Source organism: Mycobacterium sp. IS-1264 (genome assembly GCF_001954195.1).
In the GTDB taxonomy this organism is placed as follows: domain Bacteria; phylum Actinomycetota; class Actinomycetes; order Mycobacteriales; family Mycobacteriaceae; genus Mycobacterium.
This window is the reverse complement of the sequence record NZ_MBES01000021.1, coordinates 111,353-136,196: the sequence shown is the minus strand read 5'-3', so window position 1 is coordinate 136,196 and position 24,844 is coordinate 111,353. Positions and strand designations below refer to the sequence as shown.

Sequence of the window (24,844 nt, the reverse complement as noted above, 5' to 3'; positions counted from 1 at the left end):
GAGAGAATAGTATTCTCTACCCAGCCCCGACCGCAACGTGCACCCCGTCCAAGCGCATGCGATCAGCAGGTGACAGTGATTTTGAACGTGGCGGTTGCCGGTTCGTTCGGGTTGTCGGCCTTGGAGCCGTGGGCCGTACCGGAGACCGTGAGCTTGCCGTTGCTCAGGCTGGTCTGGGCGTCCTCCCCGTCGCCGTGGGAGTACCTTCCGGTGAAGCCGCCCAAATTGCGGATCTGGACGGACTCGGTAGTCGCTGATGCCGCACGCTCGTCAACGGCGACGGTGGCCCCGGCGAAATTGCCGCCGATGTCGATCGTCCGATACCACTGCATCTGGGTGCACTTCACGATCTGGAATTTTGCATCGTTTCCGTTGACGGTCACCGATGCGGTGCCGCCGAGCGGGGTTTGCGGCCGTGGGGTGCAGCCACCCAGGACGGCGACAGCGAGCGCCATACCGGCCGCCGCGATTCGGTTGACCATTGCGCCACCTCACAGCCTCGTCGCGGAAAGTTCTCGGCCCTTGCGATGATGTTATTCTCCCGATAAGAGAACGCCAATATCGGCCGTATTGGCCAGGGAGCGACGACGCATGGTGGACCTGGAGGTCGACGATGGGCTGGCCGTGCTCACCATCGATCGCCCGCACGCGCGCAATGCGATCGCGTTGGACACCATGGACCAACTGGAAAAGGCGCTCGACGCGGCCGCCGGCGCCAGAGCCCTGGTCATCACGGGCGCCGGCGATCGGGCCTTCGTCTCCGGCGGCGACCTCAAGGAACTCAGCGCATTGCGCACCGAGGAAGACGCCTCGGCGATGGCGAAGCGGATGCGGTCGATCTGCGATCAACTGGCCGGCTTCCCGGCTCCGGTGATCGCCGCCCTCAACGGGCACGCCTTTGGCGGTGGCGCCGAAGTCGCTGTCGCCGCCGACATTCGGGTGGCCGCCGACGACATCAAGATCGGCTTCAATCAGGTGGAGCTGGAAATCATGCCGGCCTGGGGCGGCGCCGAGCGACTGGCCGCGCTCGTCGGGAAGGGCAGGGCGCTACTTCTGGCCGGCACCGGCACCCCCCTCACCGCGATCGAGGCCGAACGGATCGGGCTGGTGGATCTGGTGTTGCCCCGCCCGTCGTTCGACGAGGGTTGGCGATCGGTCGCGAGGTCGCTCGCTCGTCACCCCGCGACCGAGATAAAGCGGGTAATCAGCGGAGTTTCGCCGGACGAGGCGATAGCATCCTTTGCACGGCTGTGGGTTGCCGACGCACACTGGCGGGCCGCGGAGCGGGTAATGAAGCGCAGCGGCAACCCACCCTCGGGCACCGGAGGAACGACATGACCACCGCATGCAGAATGTTGGTCGCAGTGCTATTGGCAGGGGCCGGTTTACTCACGGGCGCCGGACCCGCACACGCGGACGACCCGGTCATGCATCACGTGAAGTACACCATCAGCGTCCAGAACCCGATCTACGCCAACATCTATTACATCGATCAAGAGCCGGCGATCTTCTCCGACTACAGCCACGACCCCTACCGGTTCACGCCCAACGTCAAAACCGACATCGCACCGGACCATCCGTGGAGCTTCGAACTGAACGAGGCGAAACCCGAATACTGGGCCATGGTGGTGGTCAACACCGGCCCCGAGCCGGGCACGCCGCAGTTTCATTGCGAGCTGTCGGTGGACGGGGCCGTCGTCGTGTCCAAGGACGGGCCCCGGGGCGTGCTCTGTTCGATCCGGAACTGGTGAACCACCCAGTTCGCCGGCACACCCTCGATCGGCTGCGGCTCGCCCTCCAGGCGGCGCAGGTAACTTTCGACGAGCTCCAAGGTTTCGGCGTGACCGCCGGTAATTCCCACCGCCTGCTCGAGCACCAGAAACCGCGACAGGCTCGTCATCAGCACCGTCCACACCACCGGCGGCATATCCTCCCGGGACACCCCGTAGCGCTGCAACGCCGACGTCACCGCCTGGCATTGTTCCTCCCGGAAACGCTCCGCGTAGTAAGCGATTTCGGCCCGCATCTCCTTACGGTGATTCGCCAGCGCCATGAATTCCATGGAAATCCGGGTGAACGCTGGATCGGTGCCGAACCTCCACAGCGCCCACAGCGGCTGGGGCGATTGCAGCGCTTTCGCCTGCACTTGAAGGCCTTCCTCGGCGCGGCGCCGGAAGACCTCGAGGAACAACTCCTCCATGGTGCGGAAGTAATAGTGGACCAGCTGCGGTTTGAGCCCGGCCTTGCTCGCCAGCCGGCGCGACGTGACCCCCGCGTACCCCTCCTCCACCATCAGCTGCTCGGCCGCGTCGAGCAGCAGGCCGCGGTTCTTCGCGTCCGGCGCCCCGATCCTGCGGGCCGATGTCATGCCCCTGCTCCCCACTCTTCGCGCTGCCGCGCCGACCCCACGGATCGTAGCGTGGCGCGGCGTCGTCACCTTGACCCTGACATTACCGCCATGCTAAGCAGGTGCTCAGCACATTTTCGATTCCGAAATCGGGCGGCGCCACCGCTTGCCGCCGAACACCCAGCCCAGGGGGACGCAATCCGATGACCGACTACGAGTCGATTGACTTTTTCACCGATCAGTCACTGGTCCCCGATCCGCACCCGTACTTCGACTACTTGCGCAGCCAAAATCCGGTGCTGCGGTTGCCCCACCACGGGGTCGTCGCCGTCACGGGATACGAAGAAGCCTGCGAGGTCTACAAGGACCCCGAGACGTTCTCGAACATCGTCGCGCTCGGCGGCCCGTTTCCCCCGCTGCCCTTCGAGCCCGAGGGTGAGGACATCAGCCCGCAGATCGACCAGCACCGCAGTTATTTTCCGATGTTCGAGCACATGGTCACCATGGATCCGCCGGATCACACCCGGGCCCGATCGGTGCTGAGCAAGCTGCTGACCCCGAGCCGGTTGAAGCACAACGAGGAGTTCATGTGGCGCCTCGCCGACCGTCAGCTCGACGAGTTCCTGGACAACGGTGAGTGCGAATTCATCGGCGAATATTCCAAGCCGTTCGCCACGCTGGTGATCGCGGATCTGCTCGGCGTTCCCGAGGAGGATCACAAGGAGTTCCGCTCTGTGCTGGGTGCCGATAAACCCGGCCGGGTCGGGGCCCTGGATCACGAGTCGGTCGGCATCAACCCGCTGGAGTGGCTCGACGACAAGTTCTGTTCCTACATCGAGGACCGCCGTAGCAATCCACGCAAGGACGTGCTGACCTCGCTCGCGACGGCGAAGTATCCGGACGGATCCACGCCGGAGGTCATCGAGGTGGTTCGTTCGGCAACCTTCCTCTTTGCCGCGGGCCAGGAAACCACCGCCAAGCTACTCAGTGCGGCGCTGCACGTGCTCGGCGAGCGGCCGGACATACAGCAAGAGCTGCGCGACGACCGCAGCCTGATTCCCGGGTTCATCGAAGAATCGCTGCGCATGGAGAGCCCGGTGAAGAGCGACTCGCGGCTGGCCCGCAGGGCCACCCGCATTGGTGGTGTCGATATACCCGCCGGCACCGTCGTGATGGTGCTGCCGGGCGCCGCCAATCGCGACCCACGCCGGTTCGAAAACCCGCACGAGTTCGACCTCCGCCGCAAGAACGTCCGCGAGCACATGGCCTTTGCGCGCGGCGTGCACTCCTGCCCCGGCGGACCGCTGGCCCGAGTGGAAGGCCGTGTCTCGATCGAGCGCCTCCTGGATCGCATGTCCCACATCGAGATTGACGAAAACCACCACGGGCCGAGCGCCGATCGCCGCTACACCTACGAGCCGACGTATATCCTGCGCGGCCTGAGCGCATTGCACCTGACGTTCACGACGGCCGATTCGGTGGCGCCCGTCGGCTGAGAATTACCCGACCTGCATGCCGATGAAGTAGCAGGCGAGCATGCTTGCCGCGATGAGCACGACCCAGGCGTCGGTCAGGCGGCATAGCAAAACCGGAGCCTGACGAACCTCCATGAATTCTCGAAAGATGATGCGCACCTTGACGACTGCGATCACGATCACGCTTGACGTGACGACGGCGCTGGCGGCGTTCGATCGATCGGCGTGGTCTATCCAGAGATAGCCCAAGGTGAGCGACGCCAGCACCAGCCAAACGATCAGAAGCCGCTTGTTGAATTTGATCACCGATCACCTCACCACGTACAGCATCGCGAATATGAGCACCCAGAGGAAGTCGACAGTGTGCCAATAGGTCGCGCACGTTTCGACCAGCTCCTGGAACCGCCGCGCGGGACCTCGAAGTTGGTAGACGATGACGCCCAGAACGACAAAGCCGATCAGCAGGTGCACGAAGTGGATCCCGGTGAGGAAGAAGTAGTAGGTGAAGAAGTCGTTGCTCGCAAAGCCATTTCCCATGTGGACCAACCGGGCCCACTCGAACACCTTGAAAAACAGGAAGATTCCGGCGAATGCGGCCGTGATGTACACGTCGCGCAGCGCCGCTCGGTAGGCGCCGGCACGAGCCGACTGCACGCAGCGCGCCACCGACCAGGAGCTCAGCAGCAACACCAGGGTGTTGAAGACCCCGATACGCAGATCCAGGTGCGCCTGGGAATGCAAGAAGAGCTCCGGGCTGCGGGCACGATAGAACAGGTAAAAGCCGAAATACCCTGTGAAGACTAGGGTCTCGAACAATACGAAGGCCCACATGTCGGGCTGTCCCGGCACGAACCTGGCGCTCTTGGTCTTATCGGCAAGCTCGGTCATGACGCGGCCACCCCTTTGCGCGCAGGGTCGGGCAGCGGCCCGTCGCCGAAGTCCTCGCGCTGGATCATCCGAAACAGCATGACAATGAAGGTGACCTGGTAGACGCCGAACACGACCATGTCCAGCCACCAAGCGATCTGCCCATTCCATGCCAGCACGCCACGCCGGAAGATCCAGCACGGTGCCACGACGACCTCAGTTAGCGCATTGCACAGGTTCAGATAGCCGAACCACTTGGGGAACACCCGATTTCGGTCGAGCAGGATCGCGAGCATCCAGATCAGCGAGCCGATCAGGAAAACTCCCATGGTCCCGTCGAAAGAGAGGAAGGCGAAATCGTAGAGCCAGCCGAGCGCTTCGGGGTCTCGCTCGGGCCGCATCGTCGCGACGATCAGCGCGATGCAAAGCAGCAGCATGCCGGGAATCGCGCTGAGCGAGTAGATAACCAGATACGAGTACCCGAACGCGCGGCTGACCGACATGCGTCGCATCGAATACGCGATGAGCGCATTGCTCACCGCGGTCATGCCCGTGACGGCGAAGATGATGCCAAAGCCGATCGGTATCCCGAGGTGCCGTTCGTGAAACCAGTGGACCTGCGTCGCGAGATCCCAGGTCGGCTGCGGCGGGGGCTGGACTTGCGCCACGATGAAGAACATCGGGAAAAACAAGTTGTAAAAGACGACGACCGTCGTCCAGGCCAGCCACAGCTCGCGCTTGGGGCCGCGGAACAGGTGCCAGGCGATCCGGCGATGCAGGGGGCCCGCGGGCGGGATGGCCTCGGATGCCTGCGGTGTCAGCACCACGCTCATGCGGTGACCAGTTCTTCGTCGCGCTGCCGGTACTCAGCGCGCTCGCGATAGACGGCCCGCCCCAACACGACGCCCATCACGACGATCCAGACCGCAATGGCAACGTTTTTCACCCAGAACGACAGGAGCCCGTCCCATGCGAGCGGGCCGGTCAATGACACGCCCACGAAGGCCGCGGGGATCAGCGCGGCGGCTACCAAAAGGTTGAAGTGGGCCACCCACCGCGGGAATATCGGGCGCGGCTGATCGTCGAAATAGATTGCCACCGCGAGGATCAAGCTTTGCCCTATCAGAAAGGGGACCACGATGGTGAACGTGATCCAGCCGAAATCGTTGAGCAGCTGAGTCAACTCGGGACTGCGCTCCGGGCGAAAGGCGGCCAGCAGCCAGCAGACGTTGGCGACGAGGAACAGGGTGGGCCCGCCGGCAACACAGCCCAGCATCGCGTAGGAGAAGATCGACGTGCGATGCGCCATCCTGCGGATCTGCATCACGATGAGGGTCAGAATCGGGACGAGACACACCCCGAACCAGTTGAACACGATCATGCTGTAGCGGATCTGCGGCAGGCGGGCCGGATCGCGATAGAACGCGGCCACCTGATCGGCCGACATGCTGGGTGACATCGGCGGATTGAAGCCCGGAAACAGGAAAAAGCAGCCGACGAAGATGATCACGGTCGCGGGCAACGTCCAGAGCAGGATCAGCTCGCCGTCGATGCGCCGCAACGCAACTCGGGGCGTTCTCCAAACTTCGTTCTCGTCGACGTTGGACATCAACGACTCCTTCCACCGGCCGTTTCGCGGGATCGGCTAGTCGCGAAACTAGCCGATCGGCTATTCCCGGTCAATAGCCGATCGGCTAGGCTCTCGTTGTGGTTACGGCTCAGACCAGGAGCGGGTTTCGTTTCATCACGCGCAGCGCCGCGCAAACGCGCATCCTGGATGCCGCGCTGCAGTTGATCGCGGAGCACGGTGCCGGCGGAACCTCGCTGCAGATGATCGCCGACAAGATCGGAGTCACCAAGGCGGCGGTGTATCACCAATTCAAAACGAAGGAACAGATCGTCATCGCGCTCACCGAGCGCGAACTCGGGGGTCTCGAGGAGGCCCTGGAAGCAGCGGAGGCGCACGACCACCCGATCAAGGCACGAGAGCTGCTGCTCGACCGGGTCATCGACGTCGCCATCGAACGTCGCGGCGCGGCGAGCACCCTGCAGTTCGACCCCGTCATCGTGAGATTGCTGGCCGAGCACGAACCCTTCCAGCAATTCATTCAGCGGCTCTACGGTGTGCTGGTCAACGACTCCGCCGAGGACGCGCGGGTGTCGGCGGCGGCGCTGTCGGGTGCCATCGCGGTCGGGGTGGTGTCACCCCTGGTGGCCGACATCGACGACGACACGCTGCGGGCCCAATTGCTCCGCATAATTCATCGTCTCTTCGACGCGGTGTAGGGCGTGGTTCGCGGAATCCGTTGCGGCTAAGTGTCGGCGCGAACCCACGTCGTCACACCGTCATGCGCTATGCAGATCAGGAACAGACCATCCGGCGCCTGCGCGACGTAGTTCAGGTACTGGTGGCACTCGGCGCCTTCCTCCTTGATTCCCGCCATCGGAGGTGACCGGAACCATCGCGGCTGGTACCTTCTCGGCGAGCCGCAGAACATCAGCCGTCCAGGCTCGGACGCGAAAGATACGTAATAGTCCGCGGTCCCGAAGGCGTAGTAGGTGGTGTTGTCACACGGCGCGCCGAGGACCTGATGCGGCATGATGCCGGGAGTGCAGTCGGGATAATCGCACACCGTCGGCCCCGCGGAGGCGGGCGGCGCCGCCAGCAGACCGGCGCCGAGCAACGCAGCAAACAACGCCACGATCGATCGCACCCCATTACTTTGCCACACCCGAAAAGGACTGGAAAGAAAATTCTCCTAGTTGGAGAAGATCCTCTGAGACAACGAGCCATCGGCGCCCGGATCGCCTCGGGACCGCACACCCGCAGTTCCCTGACGGACCCGCATCTGCGCATGTTAAGAGACACTGAGGCACCCTTCCAACGACGGCGGTGTCCGCCCGGTCCAGGGTGATAAGCTCATTCTCCGTGCATGACCCGGGGGATATGAGCGATCCCGACGAACCACAATCTCGCCCAGGGGTCGACTCGGGCGCCGAAGCGCCCCCCTCGCAAGCGGACATAGAGGACGAAGTCGCCCAAGCGGAAGCGCGCGCGGAGGCGGCGCGGGCACGCCTCGAACGGCTGCGCCGGGCGGCCGAGACTACGGACGATGACGCCTACCCCGACGATGTCGAGCGGCGCCCCGGGAAGTTGTCGCGGTGGAGACGACGGTTGCTGCGCCGTCCCGCTAGGCCACGGTGGCTTCGCCGCCCAGGGCGGAAAACAGTAGCCGTTGGCGTCGGCGTCGTCCTCGCCTCCGCTTCCCTTGGCGCGAGCGGCTACATGGTGTGGCAGCACCACGCCATCACGCACAAACGGCAGGTCGCCGCGGACTTCACTGCGGCAGCCCGGCAAGCGGTCACGGCCCTGATGTCGATTGACCCCAACCACGCCAGGGACGACGTCCAGCGCATGATCGACGCCTCTACGGGCGACCTCAAGACCCAACTGTCCGCGATGTCAGCCCTCATGGTCAAGAAGGCGGAAGATTCGAAAGTCGGCAGCAAGGTGACCGTGGAAGCCGTTGCGGTGGAGTCGATGAGCGACAATTCGGGAGTCGTGCTTGTGGTGGCGAAATCCGATGCCACTGGCCCGGATAACGTCAAACCGCCACCGGCCTTGTGGCGGATGAGCGTCAACCTCAACCGCGATGGCGGTCAGTTCAAGATGTCGAAAGTCGACTACCTGCAATGACTGTCGAGCACGGCTCGTCGCTGGAAAGCAGCGAAACAGCGGTTGACAGCACGGAGGCTCCGCCCCGCGCCGAAGACGGAGGATCGGCCAGCGTCAGCAGGCTGACCGCGATCCGGCGCTGGACCCGCCGGTGCCTGGCGCGTTGGCGTTCAATAGTCGCGACAGCGTTGGTCGTTGCCGCGGTGGGAGCCGCCGCTAGTTTGTTCTTCATTCTGTACCGTCCGGATCGGCAGATCGACGATGCCGCGGCGCACCGAGCCATCCAGGCGGCTTCGGACGGCGCCGTGGCGCTGCTTTCGTACTCCTACGAGAGTCTCGATCGTGATTTCGCCAAGGCGAGATCGCATTTGACCGGCGGCTTTTTGGGCTACTACAAAAAATTCAGCGAAGAGATCGCGGCGGGGGCGCAGCAGGGGCAACTGACGGCGACCGCCAAGGTGATTCGGGCCGCCATTTCGGACTTGCATCCGGATTCGGCTGTGGTTCTGGTGTTCGTCGACCAGACCACCGCAAGCAAGAAGAAGTCAGAACCCGTAAAGACCACCAGCAGCATCCTGGTCACGCTGACGAAGGTCAACGGTTCCTGGCTGATCGCGAACTTCGACCCCATCGGATGAGCGCTGCGATGTTCGCTTCGAATCAGCATTTTGTCGGGGCCGAAGCGGTGTTAATCTCATTTCACGAAAAGCCGAAATCGGCCTAAACAATGTCGGCCAAATATTGCGCGTCGAGGAGCACCTGATGCGTTCAGTTGAAACACTCACCGCCGCAACGCTGGTGGCTGCCACCGTATTCGGCGGTTTGGCGACGGCATCCACTGCGCAGGCAACGACGAAGGAAGAAGTGGCCATCAACGGGACGTACCGCGCCACGTCCATCGGCGACTATGCCCAGCTCAATGATCAGTACTTCGGCGAGGCGACGGTCATCCAGACATGGACCATCAGCTCGTCGTGCGTGACGTTTCAGGAATGCCACGGCACGGTGACAAGCGACCAGGGATGGAGCGCGCCCCTTTATATGAATGATGGACAGATGTGGAAGATCAAACGCGATGTGCCGGACTGGGAACGGTGCGAGGACGGTAGGGCGTACACCGGGCAGCAGACCTTCTATTTCTATCCGGTGGACGTCAACGGTGAATACCAACTCGGGTCGCCGACCATGGCCGGCAAGGACAAGACGGTCGGCCCGAGTGGTGCCTGCGGGCAAAACAAGTGGCTCGACATCATGATGCCGTTACGCCTGGACAAGTTAGCCTGATCGAAGGTTTTTAGCTTCAGGTGGGAAGCAAGTCCTGCCACGTCTTGGGCGCTTTCGACGTCGCGAGATCCGACTGCTGGTACAGCTTCCCATCCGGACCAACATAACGACCCGTACGCGGATCGTATTTTGCCACCACGACCGAGGGCGCCGGCTTAGATACGTTGCCTCCGAACGAGCTTGGCGCGGCCTGGGCGCCTCCGTCGCCGGTCGAGTCCGCCGGCGCGGGATCGGGAGCCGCAGGTGGTGCCGGCGCGGCGGGTGGTGCTGGAAGTTCACCTGCCGCGGGGACGTCGAGTGGCGCTATGGCCGCGAGGTCAGCCGACATTCTCGACATGGGTGCCAGCGGGGGCGGCCCCGACGACGGCACCGGCGGAACAGCTGCGCCAATCGTGCCCGGTGGCGGATTTTCTCCGCGCGGGCCCGCGGGCGTGCCGCGCGGCACCGCCCCCGGCGGCAGTGGCGTTCCCTCGACCGGGCCGAAGGTTCTTTCGTTGGGGTTAACCCGATCATCGATCGGAATGCCCTGGGCGATCAGATTCGGATCGATCGGCGAGGGACCGAGGACGTGCTGACGCATCGCCAGCGGCATGAACGGCTTGTCGCTGTTGCAGATTTCGACGGTAGGCGCGCGCTTGCCGGGGTGACCCATGCACGGATAGTTGCGGGCGCCGCGAACCGAGAGCGGCGAATCCTGCGGGAGTTTGCAATACAACCCATCCGGTGTGTCGATGTCGGAGAGGTCGTCCGGGGATCGCCATTGGCTTTGCGGGATGAAGCCAACCGTGCAAATCGGCGGATCGTCGATCGTGAGTGCGAAGTCGCCTTGGGCCGTCCCCTCGGGATGGTTTCCGGGGGCGGCGGCTTGCTCAACGGCAACCGCGTTCGGCAGCAACACCAGCAGCTGCTCCAGCGAGGGATGGTAGGTCACGCCGATCTGGCCGATGGTGGTCAGGTTGGCAAGCAACACCGGCAGCGTCGGCTTGATTTGTTCGAGAAGCCGGGATGCTTCGTTCGCGGCTTCGGGGCCGTTTCGCAGTATGGTGCGAACGTTTGAATCATCGTTTGCGAAGACGTCCGTAATCCCGGCGAGGCTACGTGCCCACGTCCGGATCGAATCGGTGGTGCGTGCTTGCGAATCCAGCAGCGGCCCAGTGTCTTCGGTGAGGGTCTGGGTACGATCGACGACGCCGTTGGCGTCGCGGGATATCGTGGCCCCCGAGTCGAACAATGATCCCAGGTCGTATCCGGTTCCGTTGAATCCCTGGAAGGACTCGTCGAGCAATTGGCCGAGTTTGGTCTTCGGAATGCTGCCGACCAAGGCGTTGACCTGATCGAGCATCGGCCCGACCGGCTGCGGAATCGTCGTATCGCGCGCGGCGATTACCGAGCCGTCGTGCAAGTAGGGCGGCGAATCGGTTTTGGGCTGCAGGTCCACGTACTGTTCACCCACCGCGGACACACTGAGCACCTTCGCTGTCAGGTCCGCGGGGATCTTGGGTGAAGTGTTGAGCGACAGCGTCGCTTTCGCGCCGGTCGGTGTCAAACCCACCGAGGTGACCTTACCGATTTGCACTCCACGGTAGGTCACGTTGGAAAACCGGTACAGGCCGCCGGTAGCCGGCAGCTCCAGCGTCACCGTCATCCGGCCGAGGCCCAGGAGCGTCGGCACTTGGATGTAGAAGAGGACCATCGCGATCACACCAATGGCCCCGACGATCGCAAAAATCGCCAGCTGGATCCGAACGAAGCGCGACAGCATCTATCCACCCGCTCCCGTCGACGCCGAACCAGGCTGAGGGCCGGGCAGCGGGGGCGCACTCGGCGGAGGCCCCGGTAGCGGGGGCAGCGGGTGCGCATTGGGATCGACCCACGGTGGCCGCACGGGGTCATTCAGCGGATCGTGGGTGTAATTCAAGTACCACGGCTCCCCGGGCGCCGGTACCAACGGCTGGTCCAGCTGGCCCCAGTGGGTCCCCAACATCAGGCCGCGCTTGAGCCGCGGAATCGACAGGTCCAGCTGCACATGCAGATTGAAGTAGTCGCCCCGAACCGCTCGGTCGACGAAGTTCTGGGTGAACGGGAACACGAAACTCCCCGCGATCGCGGCGCCCAGCTCCGGCCCGACGTCGGCGAGCGCGCGGATGGTCGGCTCCAAGTTTTTGAGATTCGTGACCAGGTCGGCCTGGGTGTCGTTGATCAGTCCGGTGGCGGTGTTGCTGAAGACGCGAAGCTTGTCCAGGGCGGTCGTCAGGCGCGGCCGCTCCTTGATCAGCACATCGAGCGCGGGCGGTACCTTGCGCAGCGCCTGGGTTATGACGTCGCGTTGTCCGGCGAAGGTGCCGGCAAGCCGGTTCAGCGCCTGGATGGAGTCCACGATGTTGTCCCGCTGTTGGTCGAGGGTCCCCACGAACGTGTCGAGGCGAGTAAGCAGATCACGCACGGCGCCCTCACGCCCGGACAGGGCGGCGGAGAAATTGTGGACGATTTCCCCGATCTGCCCCAGTCCCCCGCCGTTGACCACCGCCCCCAGCGACGACAGCGTCTGCTCTGTCGACGGATAGACCGATGACCGGCTCAGCGGGATGGTTGCGCCCGGCTGCAGCCTTCCGCTACCCGTTTGGCCGAGCGGCGTATTGAGCTCCAGATGCATCGAGCCCAGCAGGCTGGTTTGACCGACGCTGGCCACCACGTTGGCCGGAACGACGACATCGCGCTTCACCGAGATCTCGACGTCGGCGTGCCAGCCTTGCACCCTCATCGTGCCGACACTGCCGACCACGACATCGTCGATCATCACCGGCGAATTCGATTCCATCGTACCGACATTCGGGATCTCGACGTGGTAGATGTTGGCACCCGGCCCGCGTCCGACCGCGCCGGGCAGTGGCAGTGAATTCAGGCCGTGGAATGCGCATCCCGTCGCGGACAACACCACGCAACAGCCGATAGCGAACACCCGCCGAGCCGCGACCCGGGCGATCATTGCTGCGGCCCTTCACCCGGCAGCAGCATGCCCGACACGCTCGCCGGCGCCGGCGGCGGTGGCGGCGGTTCCATCGGTGTCGACGGCGGGGGCGGCAGCGGCATCGCGGCGCCCGGTATCGGCGCCGGCGGCACCGCCCCAGGCGGTCCGACGGGATCACCCGGCAGGCCGGTGTAGGCCGACACCGCGGGCGGGATCTCGGGTGGTCCGGGTTTCGGGCCCTCGCCGCCGGGGGCCAGGCGCTGTTCGGTGTAGATGATCTTGGAAGGGTCGATCGACTTCTGCAGGAATATGTTGACGGGAATCGGCAGATTGTTGAAGTTGAGCAGCCGCAGCCCGGGACCGAGGAACAGTGAGCACAGCTTGCCGGTTTCGACGGAGGTGACGCTCTCGATGGCGCCGATTTGCGTGCAACCCGGAATCCCCGGCACTACAGGCAAAATACCCGCCCACGTGGGGTTCGCGAAATCCATGATCCCGAACCCGCCCACGATGGTTCCGGTGTCGGCGTTGTAGTCGTTGAAGAAGTTGCCGAGCGCGTTCGGCGAGGTGTGCAGAATGTTTTCCAGGGCCATTCGCTTATCGACCAGAATCTGGGTGACATCGGCCAACCGGGCGATCTGCTCGCTGGTCTGATTGCGAGTCCCGGCGATGAATCGCTGCACCTCGCCGACCGCCGTCGACAGATCGGTCAGCGCCGCGTCCAACTCGGATTTGCTGTCGTCGACCACGCTGGTGAGGGTGGCCAGGCGGTCGTTGAACTGCACGAGCTGGATGTTGCTGTCGCGCAGCGCCGTTACGAAGGTCTGCAGACCTTTGATGATGTCAACGATGTTGCCGCTGCCGTTGGCGAGGATCCGGCCGACCCCGGACAATTGACCGAGTGTTTGCCGCAGCTTGTCGCCGTTGCCCTCGAGTGCATTGGCGGCGCTGTCGATGAACCGGCCCACCGACGTGCCCGATACCCCACTCTTGGGTCCCAAATCCGTTGCCAGCCGCATCAATTGGGTTTTGACCTCGTCCCACTCGACAGGCACCGCGGTGCGTTCGACCGGTATCACCGCGCCGTCCCGCATGACCGGGCCGCTGTTCCGGTAGGCCGGTGAGAGCTGGACGTAGCGGGCGGCCACCAGGTTCGAGGCGACGACGATCGCTTTCGCGTCCGCCGGGATGGGCACGTCGCGGTCCACCTTGAGGACCATCTTGGCCTGTGTCCCCTGCGGCTGAATGGATTTGATGTTGCCGACTTTGACACCCGAGACCCGCACCTCGTCATTGGGGTAGATCGCGGTGGCGGTGGTGAAATATGCGGTGATCGTCTTTGGGCCAAAGAACGTATTACGAATGAGCACGGCCGCGCCGGCGACGATGAGCCCGACCAGGACGACCGCCGTGATGGCCGCCAGCCTGTTGCGCCGGATCATTGCGATCCCCCGATCCGCCCGCCCAACGTGCAGCCAGGGCACACGGGAATACCGTTGTACGGCCAGGGAATCAGCGTCCGAGGTACCGGCGAGGGGTAGCCGGGACCGCGAGCCGTGTCGAAGGTGCGGAATCCCCAGAGGTATTCCATGAATACCCCGAAGATTTGCGGGGTCGTAACGTTCGGGACGAACGCTGAGTAGGCGTACATGCTCGAGATTGCCTCACCGACCGTGATCTCGAATTTAGCAAGACCCGGCAGCGCTTTGCTGATGTTGTCGCGGTTCTTTTCCAGCATCGCCAGCACCGAATTCAGCCTCTCCAGCGTCGGCGCCAGCTTGCTTTCGTTGTCGTGCACCAATCCCGTCAGCTGCTTGGCGACGGCCGACGTGTTGGCCAGCAAGTCCACGATCTCCTGTCGGCGCGCCACCAGGACTTGGAGCAGATCGTCGGAGTTCAGGATGAGCTTGTTGACCTGCTGGCTACGGTCGGACAATATTCGGCTGACGTCGGCGGCACTCTTGAATAGCTCGCCCAGGGACTTGTTGCGGCCGTTGAGGGTGCGGGATAACCGGGTGAGTCCGTCGAAGGCCGGCCCCAATTGGGGTGCGATCTGGTCGAGCGTCGCCGACAGCGTGTCCAACGACTGATTCAGCGTCGCGGTGTTGGTTTCGGCGGTGTTCGATGTGAAGTCGCTAACCGCTTCCGTCAGCGAGTACGGCGAGGACGTGCGCGAGACCGGAATGACCGCCATCGGATGCATCGTGCTGCTGCCGGCAGACTCCAGTGTCAGCATCCGGGCGCCCAGCAGCGTGTCGGTGCGGATGTGCGCGGTGGTTTCCGATCCGAGCAGGATGTTGCCCTTCATCGCGAACGTCACCAGCGCATCGCCGTTGCGCAGCGAAATATTCGACACCGAGCCGACTTTCACCCCCGACACCGTCACGGCGTTGCCCACCGCGAGGCCGCCGGCTTCAGAAAACAGCGCCTGGTAGCGAACCATCGTCGCCCATGAGATGAACCGGTCGGGCGACAGGCCCACCAGGATCACCAGCACGATCAAGATCGCGCCGATGAATCCGGCCTTGATGAGCCCAGCTCCGCGATACTTAAGCATCAGGGTTCCGTGCACCTTCCAGCGTCTGACCTGAACAAGGGAGCTACCACCGTCTTGCCGTTAAGATCGGTGCCGCGCAGCTCTAACATGCAGATGTAGTACGGGATGGTGGCGCCGGCTACGCCTAGTCGGACCAGTTTGCGGTAGTTCTTTGGGGCCTTAGCGATCGCGGTGTCGAGGCGGTCCCTGTCGTTATCGAGTATCGGCGCCAGCCGACTCAGTTGGTCGATGGTGCCGGACAGCGGAGGCCGCGCGTTCGTCAGCAGATCCGCCAGCGAGGCCGTTCCGTTGTCCAACGCGTCGATCGCGGACCCAATGGTGTTGCGGTCGTCCGAGAGCCCACTGACAAGCCGCTGCAGGCGATCGATTGCGGCCGAAAAGTTGCCGCCCTCCTTGTCGATGTACGACACCACGGTGTTGAGGTTGTCGATCAGTTGCTGCACGGTTTGATCGTTGTCGGCCAAGGCGTTCGAAAACGACGTCGTCTTGGCGAACAGCGACTCAAGAGTCCCCCCCTCACCCTGAAAGACCTGCAACAACGCGGAGGTGAGCGCGTTGACATCTTGCGCATTCAGGCCCTGGATCACCGGTTTCAGCCCCCCGAGCAGCAGATCAAGGTCAAGCGCCGGCGCGGTGCGGTCGAGGGGAATCTGACCGCCGGCCGGCAGCCGCCTGGTCGAGCCCGGGCCATCGACGAGTTCGAGGTAGCGATCGCCGACCAGGTTGAGGTAACGCACCGCCGCCCTGGTGCCCTCGGTGAGGACGATGTTGCGGTCGGCGTCGAACTTCACCACAACTTTTTTGTCCGGCCGCAGCGAAACGCCGTTGACGGTGCCCACCCGGATCCCGGCGACCCGCACCGACTGTCCCGTTTTGAGGCGCGACACGTCGGTGAACACCGCCGAATACCCGGTCGTCGAACCCGTCCGGTACTGGCCGAAGATGAAGAACAGGAAGGCGGTCAGCATCGCCATCACGACGGCGAAGATCGCGAACTTGATCAGCGTGGCGCGCGTTCTCATCCGGGCATTCCAACCATTGCGGAGTTGCGCGGGGGGCCGGCGATCGGCCCGTACAGCAGCTGTTTGAGAAGGTCGGAGTTGATCAGCACCTGTGGGTTTCCGTACCCCACCGGGTTGGCACCGATATCGGCAATCAGTTGCTTCGGATTGGTGTTGAACGGGAGCTGCGGCAGGCCCATGCATTGCGGCCCGCCCGTCGCCGCAACCTTCGGCAGGTTCGTCGGATACCGATAACGTTCGCCGCCCCAGGTGAGACTCGCCGAGATGTTGATGCTCGGTTCCGACAACGGCGGGAAGTGCGAGTCCCGTGCGAGCCCGCCGAAAGCGCAGGTGAGCGCCTCGTGGTACTCGTTGGTCAGATCGGTGGTCGGCACCAGAAGATGCAGCGCACTGGTGAGCGGTTTGCGGTTCGTCGACAAGACGTCATTTCCGATGTCGGCCAAGCCAATCGCACTGATCAGCAATGCATCCAGGTTGCGCTGCTCATCGACAATCGTCTGGCTGATCCGCGTCGCGTTGGCTGCGGTCTTCACCAGGTCCGGCGCCGCGTCGGCATATGCGTTGGACACCGCCGGTAACACTGCGAGGTCATGGCTCAACGCTGGAAGGCTCGGCTCATATTTGGCCAGAAACGAATCCAAGTCGGAGAGCGATTGGCCAAGCTGTGCGCCCCGCCCGCTGAACGCTTTTGCCAGCGCGCCCAGACTCTCGTTGAGCTTCGGCGGATCGATCTGGGCCAGCACCGAGACCAGTTGCTGGAACACGGTGTTGATTTCGACCATGACGTGCTGGCCTTGCAGCGTCTGGCCGGCGTGTAGCCGCAGCGCCGAGGGCTGGTCGGGGGGCACCAGCTCGACGGACTTCGCGCCGAAGACCGTCGATGACGTGATGTTGACGAGCACGTTGCCGGGAATGTATTTCAAGTCCGACGGATTCATCGCCAAGTGAATAGCCGCTTTGCCGTCCGGCAGCGAGTCGATCGACGCGACCTTGCCCACCTGCACGCCGCGCATCTTGACCTTGGCGTCCGGGTTCATGACGAGGCCGGCGCGTTGCGAAATCACGGTCACCGGAACGGTTTCGGTGAAGCCGCCCTGAAACAGCGTTATCGCCACGGCGAAAATCGCGCAGATGATCGCGACGGTCAGCAGCCCGAGCAGGGGTGGCATGTAGCTGCGCGGCCCGACCCGACGGGTTGGCCCGAGATGGGCGGTGCGTGGGGGCCGGCCGCCGATTGAACCGCGACCCGCTGGCACGTTCTGCGTCACTGCCGTCCCACCTCCTTCGCTACCCGGACAGGTTGAAGTTGCCGTTGCTACCGTAAATAGACAGCGAGACCAGCAGCGTTACCGACACCACGACGATGAGCGAGGTGCGCACCGCGTTACCGGTCGCTTGGCCGACGCCGGCAGGTCCACCGGCGGCGAAATAGCCGTAGTACGTATGTATCAGCAAGATCGTGATCGCCATCAGCGCGGCCTGTAGGAACGACCACAACAGGTCGATCGGGTTCAAGAAGGTCGAGAAGTAGTGCTGGTACAAGCCCTCCGACTGGCCGAACAAGTACGTGGTGGTGAACTGGCTGGCTAGGAACGACAGGATAACGGCGATGCAGTACAGCGGCGTGATCGCGATCATGCCGGCCAGGATCCGAGTGCTCACCAAATACGAAATCGGGCGAATGGCCATGGCTTCCAGTGCATCGATCTCTTCGTTGATCCGCATCGCACCCAGCTGAGCGGTGACCCCGGCACCAAACGTTGCGGCCAGGCCGATCCCCGCGACGACAGGAGCCGCGATGCGCACATTGATGAAGGCGGCCAAAAAACCGGTCAGCGCCTCGATGCCGATGTTGCCCAGCGAGCTGAAACCCTGAACGGCCAGCGTGCCACCGGCGGCCAGCGTCAAAAAGCCGACAATCACGACGGTTCCGCCGATCATCGCCAAAGTGCCTGCGCCCATGCTGATCTCGGCGATCAGGCGGATCACTTCGCGCCGGTAGTGCACAGCGGCAAACGGCATCCCGCCCAGCGCCTTGCCGTAGAACTGGGTGTGGTCGCCGACCCGCCCCAACGAGGCGACCGGCCTCTCGAGTTGGCGGGTTAATCGCGGATATGCAGCCCTCAGCGCCACCGGCAGCCCCCTACTTCGCCGTCATCTTGATGCCGATCGCGGTGACGACCACGTTGACGACGAACAGGGACATGAAGGCATACACCACGGTTTCGTTCACCGCGTTGCCGACCGCCTTGGCGCCCCCGCCGGAGATGATCAGGCCGCGGTAGCAGGCGACCAACCCGGCGATGAGGCCGAAAAGCGCTGCCTTGACACAGGAAATGATCACCTCGGGCACCCCGGTGAGCAAGGTGATGCCCGCGGCGAAAGCGCCGGGATTGACGTCTTGGACAAATACCGAGAAGACGTAGCCGCCGACAATACCGATGATGACGACCAGGCTGTTCAGCAACAGGGCGACCAACCCCGAGGCCAGCATGCGCGGAGTCACCAGGCGCTGAACGGGATTGATGCCCAAGACCTCCATCGCGTCGATCTCCTCGCGGATGGTTCGCGAACCGAGGTCCGCGCACATGGCCGTGGAGCCGGCGCCGGCGACGATCAACACGGTCACCAACGGGCCGACCTGGGTGACAGCGCCGAAAGCGGCGCCCGCACCGGACAGGTCCGCGGCGCCAAGTTCACGCAACAGGATGTTGAGGGTGAAGCTGACCAGGACGGTAAACGGAATGGCGACCAACAACGTCGGCATCAGCGCGACCCGCGCGACGAACCAAGACTGTTCCAAGAACTCGCGTGCCTGGAACGGTCGCCGGAAGGCAAACTTGATCGCTTCCGCAGACATCGCGAAAAGACCACCGACCGACTGCATCGGCCCAGAAAGGTTCCTTGTCAGCCTCAGCTGGGGAAGCCCCGGTGACCAGCGGTCGTCGCTCCTATCTGCCATCGGGCTCAGTTCCTTTCAGAATTACGAGACCGATAGTCTTGTTCTTGCGCGCCGCCTCCGGTAAGTTCGGCTGAACCAAGGATTTCGGAGGGGGCCCAGCGGAGACGAAATGCTCAGCGGGCAGCCACATTCCGGCATTTTGCTCCTGCGCGACGGCCGCTACCATCCTCACGCCACTCCTCCGTTCTGTCGCGTGAGTTGGCGCTCCAAAACGGAACCGCCCGGCCACGGCCACTCGTCTTGTAGCGTCCGGCGATTATGCCTCATGCCGCGTCCAGGCGGAATGGAAAATGCATAACCGTTATCGGGCAGGCTTTAGGCACGGCCCGCGCGTAACGTGGCTGCGCCTCAACAAAAACGACGTTCGGCTCATGCATTCCAGTCAGCTCCGGTGTTAGGTGACGGCGCCGGCCGTCTTGAGTTCGATGATGCGGTCCCAGTCGAGCCCGGTTTCCATCAAGATCTCGTCGGTCTGCTCGGCGAATCCGGGCGCCGGCCCCGTCTGCGGCGGAGCGACATCGAACTGAACCGGATTGGCGACGAGTTCGAGTTCGCCTGCGCGCACTAGATACTCGTTCGCGCGGATCTGCGCGTCCTCGGCGGCCTGCAGGGTGTCCTGCACCGGCGCCCACGGTCCCGCGAGTGTGGCAAAGCGTTCGCTCCACTCGGCAAGCGTGCGGGTGGCGATGACCTTGGTCAAGATCTCGACCGCATCTGGCGTATTAGCGGCGATTTTCTCGACGGTGGCGAAGCGCGGATCGTCGGCCAGTTCGGGCCTCTCGATATGCCGGCAGACGTCGCCCCAGAACTTGGTCGGTTGCATCATCACGAAGGATATGTAGCGGCCGTCGGACGTCGCGTACAGCCCGACTAATGGATTATTGGGCGCACCGTGCACGCCCGGCGGTGGCGCCTCCAGTCGCTGGCCGAGGTGCTTTGTCAACGCCACCGTGTGGCCCATCGACCACAGGCCGCTGCCCAGCAGGGAGACGTCGACGACGGATGGCTCCCCGGTGCGCTCGCGCTTGAGCAGCGCCGCGGCAATGCCACCGGCGAGGTTGGTGCCGGAGATGGTGTCGCCGTAGGCCGGGCCGGGCGGCGCGATCATGCCGGGCATCCCCGCGGGCGTGATCGTGGCGGCGGTTCCGGCGCGACACCAAAAGGCGGTCATGTCGTAGCCGCCCTTGGTCGCCTCCCCGCCGCGCGGGCCGAGCGCGCTGCCCCGCGCGTAGATGATCGCCGGGTTCACCGCCCGGATGTCGTCGACGTCGATGCCGAACTTCTGCCGTGCGCCGGGCAGGAAACTGGTCAGGAAGACATCGGATCGGCGCGCCAGTTCGTACAGCACTTCCTTGCCCTCGGGCACCGACATATCCAACCCGATGCTGCGCTTCCCACGATTGGCGTGCTCGATGTTGGGATTCGGGTCGCCCTCCACGCGCAACATGCCGGTCTGCCGAAGCCCACGCTGCGGATCGCCGGTGACGGCGTGCTCGACCTTGATCACCTCGGCGCCCCACTCCGCCAGCACGGCGCCCGCCGATGGAACGAACCCGTACATGGCGACTTCCAGGACACGGATGCCCTCCAGCGGCCTCATGCGGAAGCCCCCGAGGGAACGGCAAAAGTCTTGCGCTCCAAGAACTCTTCGAGCCCGGCGACACCCATCTCGCGCCCGACGCCGGACTGCTTGAACCCCCCGAACGGGCTGTCCGCACCGAAGTAGTTGCCCCCGTTGACGGAAAACGATCCGGCGCGGATGCGGCGTGCCACCGCGAGTGCCCGGTCTTGGTCGCGACTGAAGACGGCGCCGGCCAGACCGTAGATCGAGTTGTTCGCGATGCGCACCGCGTCGTCGTCGTCATCGAATGCGATGACGACGAGCACCGGCCCGAAGACCTCGTCCTGAGCGATCTCGCTGTCGGGGTCGACGTTGGTGAGCAACGTGGGCGCGTAGAAATAGCCGGGATCCAGCCGCTTGCCGCCGGTGACCAGGGTCGCCCCTGCGGCGACGGCGCGCTGGACCATGCCGTCGACCTTGTCGCGCTGGCGCTCGTTGATCAGCGGTCCCATCAACGTCTTCGGATGGGCCGGGTCACCGTGGCGCACCTTGGCGAAGTTGGCCGCGATCAGGTCGACGATCTCGTCATGGTGCGACTTGGGGACTAGCAGCCGGGACGTGAGCGCGCAGCCCTGCCCGGCGTGAGTGACCATGCTGAACGCCGCGAACATGCTGGCGCTGGCGAAGTCGGCGTCGTCGAGCATGATCACCGCCGACTTGCCACCCAACTCCAAAAAGACGCGTTTGACGGTCTCGCTCGCGGCGGCCATGATCTTGCGGCCAACTGCGGTCGACCCGGTGAAGGTCACTACGTCGACGTCCGGGCTGGTGGTCAGCGCGGGTCCGACAGCGGGATCCGACGAGCTGAGCACGTTCACCACACCGGCCGGGATGTCGGTGTGATTGACGATCAATTCACCCAGCGCCAGGGTCACCAGCGGGGTGTCCGGCGCGCCCTTGAGTACCACCGTGCATCCGGCGGCAAGCGCCGGCGCCAGCTTGGCCAGCGCGAGCTGGTTCGGATAGTTGTAGGCGATGATGGCGGCGACGACTCCCGCGGCTTCCTTCTCCACCCAGCGGTGATGCAGCATGCCCCGCGATTCCTTCTCGCCGAGGTCTTCGGAGAACTGATAGTTGCGCAGCAAGTCCGCATAGAAGCGCACGATGCCGATCGGCTCGTCGAGCTGAGCGCCGTGAGTCAGTGCGCGGGTGGCGCCGACCTCGGCAATGGTCAGCTCGCGCAACTCGTCGGCGTGGTCGGTCAGTGCCTGATGCAGCTGGTCGAGGCAGCGGATGCGCAGCTCGACGTCGGTCGACCAGCTCGTGGTGTCGAACGCCCTGCGGGCCGCCGCGATCGCCGCTTCGGCCTCCCCTATGCCGGCGTCCGGCGCATTCCCGAGGACCTCACCGGTCGCGGGATTGATCGACGGGAATGTCTTGTCCGCAGCGACGAGCCGGCCGTCGATCAACAGCCGCCGGTCGGCCTGTGACTCGGGCGCGACGTCCGCACTGGTCGACACCGTGTCCTGCGCTGGCATTCGGCTCCCTGTGGTTACGGTCGCGAAAATTTCATTCTCTTCCCGGGCGAATCTTACATTCGAGTCTCGAGAATTCAAGAAAGTCTCAGGATTCAGGTGCACCTGCTGACCAGCGGCGCAATTCGACAGGCGTCGAGCTTCGGCGCAGGCCGACGGGGGTTTCCGCGACGTCTTGCACCCCGCTCTCGCGCGAGAGTAAGGTTCTCATAATCGTAAGGGAGATTCTTTGTGGATGAGACGGCGCAGGCCGCAGTGACGGCGTCGGCATGAAGACCGCGGTGGTCACCGGTGGTGGATCCGGCATTGGCCTGGCCGTCGCGCATCGGCTCCGCGCCGACGGTCTCGACGTCGCGACCATCGACCTCAGGCCGTCCGACACCGATCTCTCCTTCACCGCCGACGTGACGGACCGCGGCCAGGTGGACGCCGCGCTGTCGGCGATCCGCGCCCGGCTTGGGCCGGTGACGGTTCTGGTCAACGCCGCGGGCCTAGATGGGTTCAAGCGGTTCAACAACATCACGTTCGAAGACTGGCGCCGCGTGATCGACGTCAACCTCAACGGGGTTTTCCACACCATTCAGGCGGTGCTGCCGGACATGGTGGAGGCCGGGTGGGGGCGGATCGTCAACATCTCGTCGTCGAGTACGCATTCGGGCGCGCCCTACATGAGTCACTACGTGGCGGCCAAATCCGCGGTCAACGGGCTCACCAAGTCGCTAGCACTCGAGTACGGGCCCAGCGGCATCACGGTCAACGCCGTGCCGCCCGGTTTCATCGACACCCCGATGCTGCGCAGCGCCGAAAAGCACGGGTACCTGGGCAACATCGAGGAGACCATCGCCCGCACCCCCGTGCGCCGGATGGGCAAGCCGGAAGACATCGCGGCGGCGTGCGCCTTCCTGGTATCCGAGGAAGCCGGCTACATCACCGGCCAGATATTGGGCGTCAACGGCGGCCGAAACACCTGACCGCACCACCCGATCCGTGGAGGAGACACCGTGAAGGTCTGGGTTGATTCCGAACGATGCCAGGGCCACACCCTGTGCTCGATGATTGCCCCGGATTCGTTCGAGCTCAGCGACATCGACGGAAGTTCGTCGGCGATCGACGAAATCGTGCCGGCCGAACATCAGGGCCGGGTCCGCGAAGCCGCGCAATCCTGTCCCGAGCAGGCCATCATCGTCACGGATGAATAAGGGAGACAGCGCTTGAGTGTCGACGACGTCGTCAGCGACAGCGATCGCAAGAAAAAGAGCTATCACTTCGATCGGCATTCCGCGGAGTACCGCTCACGGTTCAAGACGATCACCGAGGAGATGCACGCCAAGTGCCCGATGGCGTGGAGCGACACCTACGGCGGGCATTGGGTCGCCGCGGGCAGCCACGAGGTTTTCGAGCTCGCCCGCTGCCCCGCGGTGTCGAACGACCACGACGTCAACGGCGAACGCCGTGGCTACAAAGGCATTTCGATCCCGACGGCCAGCCGCATCAACGGGGTGCGCGGCGGCATCCTGGAGATGGACGACCCAGAGCATCGCACCTACCGCACCGTCCTCAACCCCTACCTGTCGCCGGCCGCGGTCAAGCGCTGGGCGCCCTTCGTCGACGACGTGACGCGGGCCTGCCTCGACGAGAAGATCGAACAAGGCCGCATCGACTTCGTCGACGACCTGGCCAACATCGTGCCCGCCGTGCTGACGCTGGCGATGCTGGGCATTCCGCTGAAGCGATGGAAGATGTACAGCGAGCCCGTTCACGCCGCGGTGTACACACCCGAACACTCCCCGGATATCCAGCGTGTCACCGAGATGCACCGGCAGATGGGGCTTGACCTGGTCAACAGCATGATCGAGATCCGCGACAACCCGCGGCCCGGCCTCGTCAATGCCCTCGTCGAGATGCGGATCGACGGCGAGCCCGCTCCCGATCTGGAAATCCTGGGCAACCTCGGACTGGTCATCGGCGGCGGCTTCGACACCACGACGGCCCTCACCGCGCACTCGCTTGAATGGCTGTCCGAAAACCCGGACGAGCGGGAACGGCTGCGGCACAACCGCGATACCCTGCTCGACCCCGCGACCGAGGAGTTCTTGCGCTACTTCACCCCGGCACCCGGTGACGGCCGGACCTTCTCCGACGACGTCGAGCTCGACGGCAATCGCTTCAAAGAAGGTGAGCGGCTGTGGATTTCGTGGGCGATGGCCAACCGCGACCCGTCGGTATTCGCCGAACCGGACAAGATCATCCTCGACCGCAAAGGCAACCGGCACTTCAGCTTCGGCATCGGCGTGCACCGCTGCATCGGATCCAACGTGGCGCGGACCGTCTTCAAATCCATGTTGACCGCCGTCCTGGACCGCATGCCCGACTACCGCTGCGACCCCGACGGCGCCGTCCACTACGAGACCATCGGGGTAATCCAGGGCATGCGCAAGCTGCCGGCCAGCTTCACACCCGGCCCCAGGGTCGGCGCCGGGCTCGACGAGACCCTCGACAAGCTGCAACGCATCTGTGACGAGCAAGAGCTCGCTAGGCCGGTAACCGAACGGAAGGAAGCCGCGGTAATCGACTGAGCCTTCCAGGGCAG

The 24,844-nt window shown here is 64.1% G+C and carries 27 protein-coding genes; 10 read left to right on the top strand and 17 right to left on the bottom strand.

Annotated elements, in window-relative coordinates; translation table 11 throughout:
* Positions 1–62: 62 nt before the first annotated feature.
* A complete protein-coding gene (locus A5744_RS05500) occupies positions 63–482 on the bottom strand; it encodes a lipoprotein LpqH (protein ID WP_076059081.1) in 420 nt (139 codons plus the stop codon).
* Positions 483–591: 109 nt separating this feature from the next.
* Here A5744_RS05500 and A5744_RS05495 point away from each other — a divergent pair, with 109 nt between their 5' ends.
* On the top strand, positions 592–1,338 hold the full coding sequence (locus A5744_RS05495) for an enoyl-CoA hydratase/isomerase family protein (protein ID WP_076059079.1): 747 nt from the start codon (positions 592–594) through the stop codon (positions 1,336–1,338).
* Positions 1,339–1,352: 14 nt separating this feature from the next.
* On the top strand, positions 1,353–1,751 hold the full coding sequence (locus tag A5744_RS05490; RefSeq protein ID WP_083663003.1) for a hypothetical protein: 399 nt from the start codon (positions 1,353–1,355) through the stop codon (positions 1,749–1,751).
* Here the strand turns inward: A5744_RS05490 and A5744_RS05485 are convergent.
* Complete coding sequence (locus tag A5744_RS05485; protein WP_076059075.1) at positions 1,667–2,368, bottom strand: TetR/AcrR family transcriptional regulator; 702 nt, start codon at positions 2,366–2,368, stop codon at positions 1,667–1,669. The genes A5744_RS05490 and A5744_RS05485 overlap by 85 nt on opposite strands.
* A gap of 182 nt (positions 2,369–2,550) precedes the next feature.
* On the opposite strand from A5744_RS05485, the gene A5744_RS05480 reads away from it, so the two are divergent.
* Positions 2,551–3,843: a cytochrome P450 gene (locus tag A5744_RS05480; RefSeq protein WP_076059073.1), complete on the top strand. Its 1,293-nt coding sequence runs from the start codon at positions 2,551–2,553 to the stop codon at positions 3,841–3,843.
* Between the two features lie 3 nt (positions 3,844–3,846).
* Here the strand turns inward: A5744_RS05480 and A5744_RS05475 are convergent, their stop codons facing one another.
* From A5744_RS05475 to A5744_RS05460, 4 genes are read right to left on the bottom strand one after another with little or no spacing between them, the layout of a single operon-like run.
* Complete coding sequence (locus tag A5744_RS05475; RefSeq protein ID WP_076059162.1) at positions 3,847–4,125, bottom strand: cytochrome C oxidase subunit IV family protein; 279 nt, start codon at positions 4,123–4,125, stop codon at positions 3,847–3,849.
* A 6-nt stretch (positions 4,126–4,131) separates the two neighbouring features.
* Entirely contained in the window at positions 4,132–4,710 is a 579-nt protein-coding gene (locus A5744_RS05470; RefSeq protein WP_076059071.1) for a cytochrome c oxidase subunit 3 family protein, read from the bottom strand.
* Positions 4,707–5,522: a hypothetical protein gene (locus tag A5744_RS05465; protein ID WP_076059070.1), complete on the bottom strand. Its 816-nt coding sequence runs from the start codon at positions 5,520–5,522 to the stop codon at positions 4,707–4,709. The genes A5744_RS05470 and A5744_RS05465 overlap by 4 nt, the downstream gene beginning before the upstream one ends.
* Entirely contained in the window at positions 5,519–6,298 is a 780-nt protein-coding gene (locus tag A5744_RS05460) for a hypothetical protein (protein ID WP_076059068.1), read from the bottom strand. Before A5744_RS05460 ends, A5744_RS05465 begins: the two co-directional genes overlap by 4 nt.
* 98 nt (positions 6,299–6,396) lie before the next feature.
* Between A5744_RS05460 and A5744_RS05455 the strand changes: the two genes are divergently transcribed.
* Positions 6,397–6,975 (top strand): TetR/AcrR family transcriptional regulator, encoded by a 579-nt coding sequence (locus tag A5744_RS05455; RefSeq protein WP_076059066.1) that lies wholly within the window; start codon positions 6,397–6,399, stop codon positions 6,973–6,975.
* Between the two features lie 26 nt (positions 6,976–7,001).
* Here A5744_RS05455 and A5744_RS05450 read toward each other — a convergent pair whose 3' ends face one another.
* Positions 7,002–7,403 carry a hypothetical protein gene (locus A5744_RS05450; RefSeq protein WP_240562971.1) on the bottom strand — a complete coding sequence of 134 codons (402 nt, stop codon included), beginning with the start codon at positions 7,401–7,403 and terminating at the stop codon, positions 7,002–7,004.
* A gap of 233 nt (positions 7,404–7,636) precedes the next feature.
* Between A5744_RS05450 and A5744_RS05445 the strand changes: the two genes are divergently transcribed.
* The 3 genes from A5744_RS05445 to A5744_RS05435 all read left to right on the top strand — a co-directional run bounded on the left by A5744_RS05445 (position 7,637) and on the right by A5744_RS05435 (position 9,649).
* A complete protein-coding gene (locus tag A5744_RS05445; RefSeq protein ID WP_076059158.1) occupies positions 7,637–8,386 on the top strand; it encodes a hypothetical protein in 750 nt (249 codons plus the stop codon).
* Positions 8,383–9,003, top strand: coding sequence for a hypothetical protein (locus A5744_RS05440; protein ID WP_076059065.1), 621 nt, complete (start codon positions 8,383–8,385; stop codon positions 9,001–9,003). The genes A5744_RS05445 and A5744_RS05440 overlap by 4 nt, the downstream gene beginning before the upstream one ends.
* A 124-nt stretch (positions 9,004–9,127) precedes the next feature.
* Positions 9,128–9,649 (top strand): hypothetical protein, encoded by a 522-nt coding sequence (locus A5744_RS05435; protein WP_076059156.1) that lies wholly within the window; start codon positions 9,128–9,130, stop codon positions 9,647–9,649.
* A 16-nt stretch (positions 9,650–9,665) separates the two neighbouring features.
* On the opposite strand, the gene A5744_RS05430 is transcribed toward A5744_RS05435, so the two are convergent.
* The 10 genes from A5744_RS05430 to A5744_RS05385 form a co-directional block, all read right to left on the bottom strand.
* Positions 9,666–11,411 carry an MlaD family protein gene (locus tag A5744_RS05430; protein WP_076059063.1) on the bottom strand — a complete coding sequence of 582 codons (1,746 nt, stop codon included), beginning with the start codon at positions 11,409–11,411 and terminating at the stop codon, positions 9,666–9,668.
* On the bottom strand, positions 11,412–12,635 hold the full coding sequence (locus tag A5744_RS05425) for an MCE family protein (RefSeq protein ID WP_076059061.1): 1,224 nt from the start codon (positions 12,633–12,635) through the stop codon (positions 11,412–11,414). It abuts the gene before it with no gap.
* Positions 12,632–14,059 (bottom strand): MCE family protein, encoded by a 1,428-nt coding sequence (locus A5744_RS05420; RefSeq protein WP_076059060.1) that lies wholly within the window; start codon positions 14,057–14,059, stop codon positions 12,632–12,634. The genes A5744_RS05425 and A5744_RS05420 overlap by 4 nt, the downstream gene beginning before the upstream one ends.
* A complete protein-coding gene (locus tag A5744_RS05415) occupies positions 14,056–15,174 on the bottom strand; it encodes an MCE family protein (protein ID WP_076059155.1) in 1,119 nt (372 codons plus the stop codon). Before A5744_RS05415 ends, A5744_RS05420 begins: the two co-directional genes overlap by 4 nt.
* The gene (locus A5744_RS05410; RefSeq protein ID WP_076059058.1) at positions 15,174–16,196 is read right to left on the bottom strand and encodes an MCE family protein; all 1,023 of its coding nucleotides are present in this window, start codon (positions 16,194–16,196) and stop codon (positions 15,174–15,176) included. The genes A5744_RS05415 and A5744_RS05410 overlap by 1 nt, the downstream gene beginning before the upstream one ends.
* Positions 16,193–17,464: an MCE family protein gene (locus A5744_RS05405; RefSeq protein ID WP_076059056.1), complete on the bottom strand. Its 1,272-nt coding sequence runs from the start codon at positions 17,462–17,464 to the stop codon at positions 16,193–16,195. The genes A5744_RS05410 and A5744_RS05405 overlap by 4 nt, the downstream gene beginning before the upstream one ends.
* Before the next feature lie 19 nt (positions 17,465–17,483).
* Positions 17,484–18,329 (bottom strand): ABC transporter permease, encoded by an 846-nt coding sequence (locus tag A5744_RS05400; RefSeq protein WP_076059055.1) that lies wholly within the window; start codon positions 18,327–18,329, stop codon positions 17,484–17,486.
* A gap of 10 nt (positions 18,330–18,339) precedes the next feature.
* Complete coding sequence (locus tag A5744_RS05395) at positions 18,340–19,158, bottom strand: ABC transporter permease (protein WP_076059053.1); 819 nt, start codon at positions 19,156–19,158, stop codon at positions 18,340–18,342.
* Between the two features lie 394 nt (positions 19,159–19,552).
* Positions 19,553–20,758, bottom strand: coding sequence for a CoA transferase (locus tag A5744_RS05390; protein ID WP_076059051.1), 1,206 nt, complete (start codon positions 20,756–20,758; stop codon positions 19,553–19,555).
* Entirely contained in the window at positions 20,755–22,257 is a 1,503-nt protein-coding gene (locus tag A5744_RS05385; protein ID WP_076059049.1) for an aldehyde dehydrogenase family protein, read from the bottom strand. Before A5744_RS05385 ends, A5744_RS05390 begins: the two co-directional genes overlap by 4 nt.
* 266 nt (positions 22,258–22,523) lie before the next feature.
* Between A5744_RS05385 and A5744_RS05380 the strand changes: the two genes are divergently transcribed.
* The 3 genes from A5744_RS05380 to A5744_RS05370 are packed head-to-tail and all read left to right on the top strand — an operon-like array spanning position 22,524 to position 24,830.
* A complete protein-coding gene (locus A5744_RS05380) occupies positions 22,524–23,225 on the top strand; it encodes an SDR family NAD(P)-dependent oxidoreductase (RefSeq protein WP_076059048.1) in 702 nt (233 codons plus the stop codon).
* Positions 23,226–23,255: 30 nt separating this feature from the next.
* Positions 23,256–23,453, top strand: coding sequence for a ferredoxin (locus A5744_RS05375; RefSeq protein WP_076059046.1), 198 nt, complete (start codon positions 23,256–23,258; stop codon positions 23,451–23,453).
* Between the two features lie 12 nt (positions 23,454–23,465).
* Positions 23,466–24,830, top strand: a complete 1,365-nt coding sequence (locus A5744_RS05370) for a cytochrome P450 (protein WP_076059044.1) — start codon at positions 23,466–23,468, stop codon at positions 24,828–24,830.
* The last annotated feature ends 14 nt before the right edge of the window (positions 24,831–24,844 follow it).

Bases quoted from the DNA above. Each gene is read 5' to 3' on its own strand.
- A5744_RS05465 (WP_076059070.1), bottom strand. From the start codon at position 5,522: ATGAGCGTGGTGCTGACACCGCAGGCATCCGAGGCCATCCCGCCCGCG.
- A5744_RS05390 (WP_076059051.1), bottom strand. From the start codon at position 20,758: ATGAGGCCGCTGGAGGGCATCCGTGTCCTGGAAGTCGCCATGTACGGG.
- A5744_RS05490 (WP_083663003.1), top strand. From the start codon at position 1,353: ATGTTGGTCGCAGTGCTATTGGCAGGGGCCGGTTTACTCACGGGCGCC.
- A5744_RS05495 (WP_076059079.1), top strand. From the start codon at position 592: ATGGTGGACCTGGAGGTCGACGATGGGCTGGCCGTGCTCACCATCGAT.
- A5744_RS05440 (WP_076059065.1), top strand. From the start codon at position 8,383: ATGACTGTCGAGCACGGCTCGTCGCTGGAAAGCAGCGAAACAGCGGTT.
- A5744_RS05500 (WP_076059081.1), bottom strand. From the start codon at position 482: ATGGTCAACCGAATCGCGGCGGCCGGTATGGCGCTCGCTGTCGCCGTC.
- A5744_RS05420 (WP_076059060.1), bottom strand. From the start codon at position 14,059: ATGATCCGGCGCAACAGGCTGGCGGCCATCACGGCGGTCGTCCTGGTC.
- A5744_RS05415 (WP_076059155.1), bottom strand. From the start codon at position 15,174: ATGCTTAAGTATCGCGGAGCTGGGCTCATCAAGGCCGGATTCATCGGC.
- A5744_RS05460 (WP_076059068.1), bottom strand. From the start codon at position 6,298: ATGTCCAACGTCGACGAGAACGAAGTTTGGAGAACGCCCCGAGTTGCG.
- A5744_RS05445 (WP_076059158.1), top strand. From the start codon at position 7,637: ATGAGCGATCCCGACGAACCACAATCTCGCCCAGGGGTCGACTCGGGC.
- A5744_RS05385 (WP_076059049.1), bottom strand. From the start codon at position 22,257: ATGCCAGCGCAGGACACGGTGTCGACCAGTGCGGACGTCGCGCCCGAG.
- A5744_RS05430 (WP_076059063.1), bottom strand. From the start codon at position 11,411: ATGCTGTCGCGCTTCGTTCGGATCCAGCTGGCGATTTTTGCGATCGTC.
- A5744_RS05435 (WP_076059156.1), top strand. From the start codon at position 9,128: ATGCGTTCAGTTGAAACACTCACCGCCGCAACGCTGGTGGCTGCCACC.
- A5744_RS05485 (WP_076059075.1), bottom strand. From the start codon at position 2,368: ATGACATCGGCCCGCAGGATCGGGGCGCCGGACGCGAAGAACCGCGGC.
- A5744_RS05480 (WP_076059073.1), top strand. From the start codon at position 2,551: ATGACCGACTACGAGTCGATTGACTTTTTCACCGATCAGTCACTGGTC.
- A5744_RS05410 (WP_076059058.1), bottom strand. From the start codon at position 16,196: ATGAGAACGCGCGCCACGCTGATCAAGTTCGCGATCTTCGCCGTCGTG.
- A5744_RS05470 (WP_076059071.1), bottom strand. From the start codon at position 4,710: ATGACCGAGCTTGCCGATAAGACCAAGAGCGCCAGGTTCGTGCCGGGA.
- A5744_RS05425 (WP_076059061.1), bottom strand. From the start codon at position 12,635: ATGATCGCCCGGGTCGCGGCTCGGCGGGTGTTCGCTATCGGCTGTTGC.
- A5744_RS05395 (WP_076059053.1), bottom strand. From the start codon at position 19,158: ATGGCAGATAGGAGCGACGACCGCTGGTCACCGGGGCTTCCCCAGCTG.
- A5744_RS05380 (WP_076059048.1), top strand. From the start codon at position 22,524: ATGAAGACCGCGGTGGTCACCGGTGGTGGATCCGGCATTGGCCTGGCC.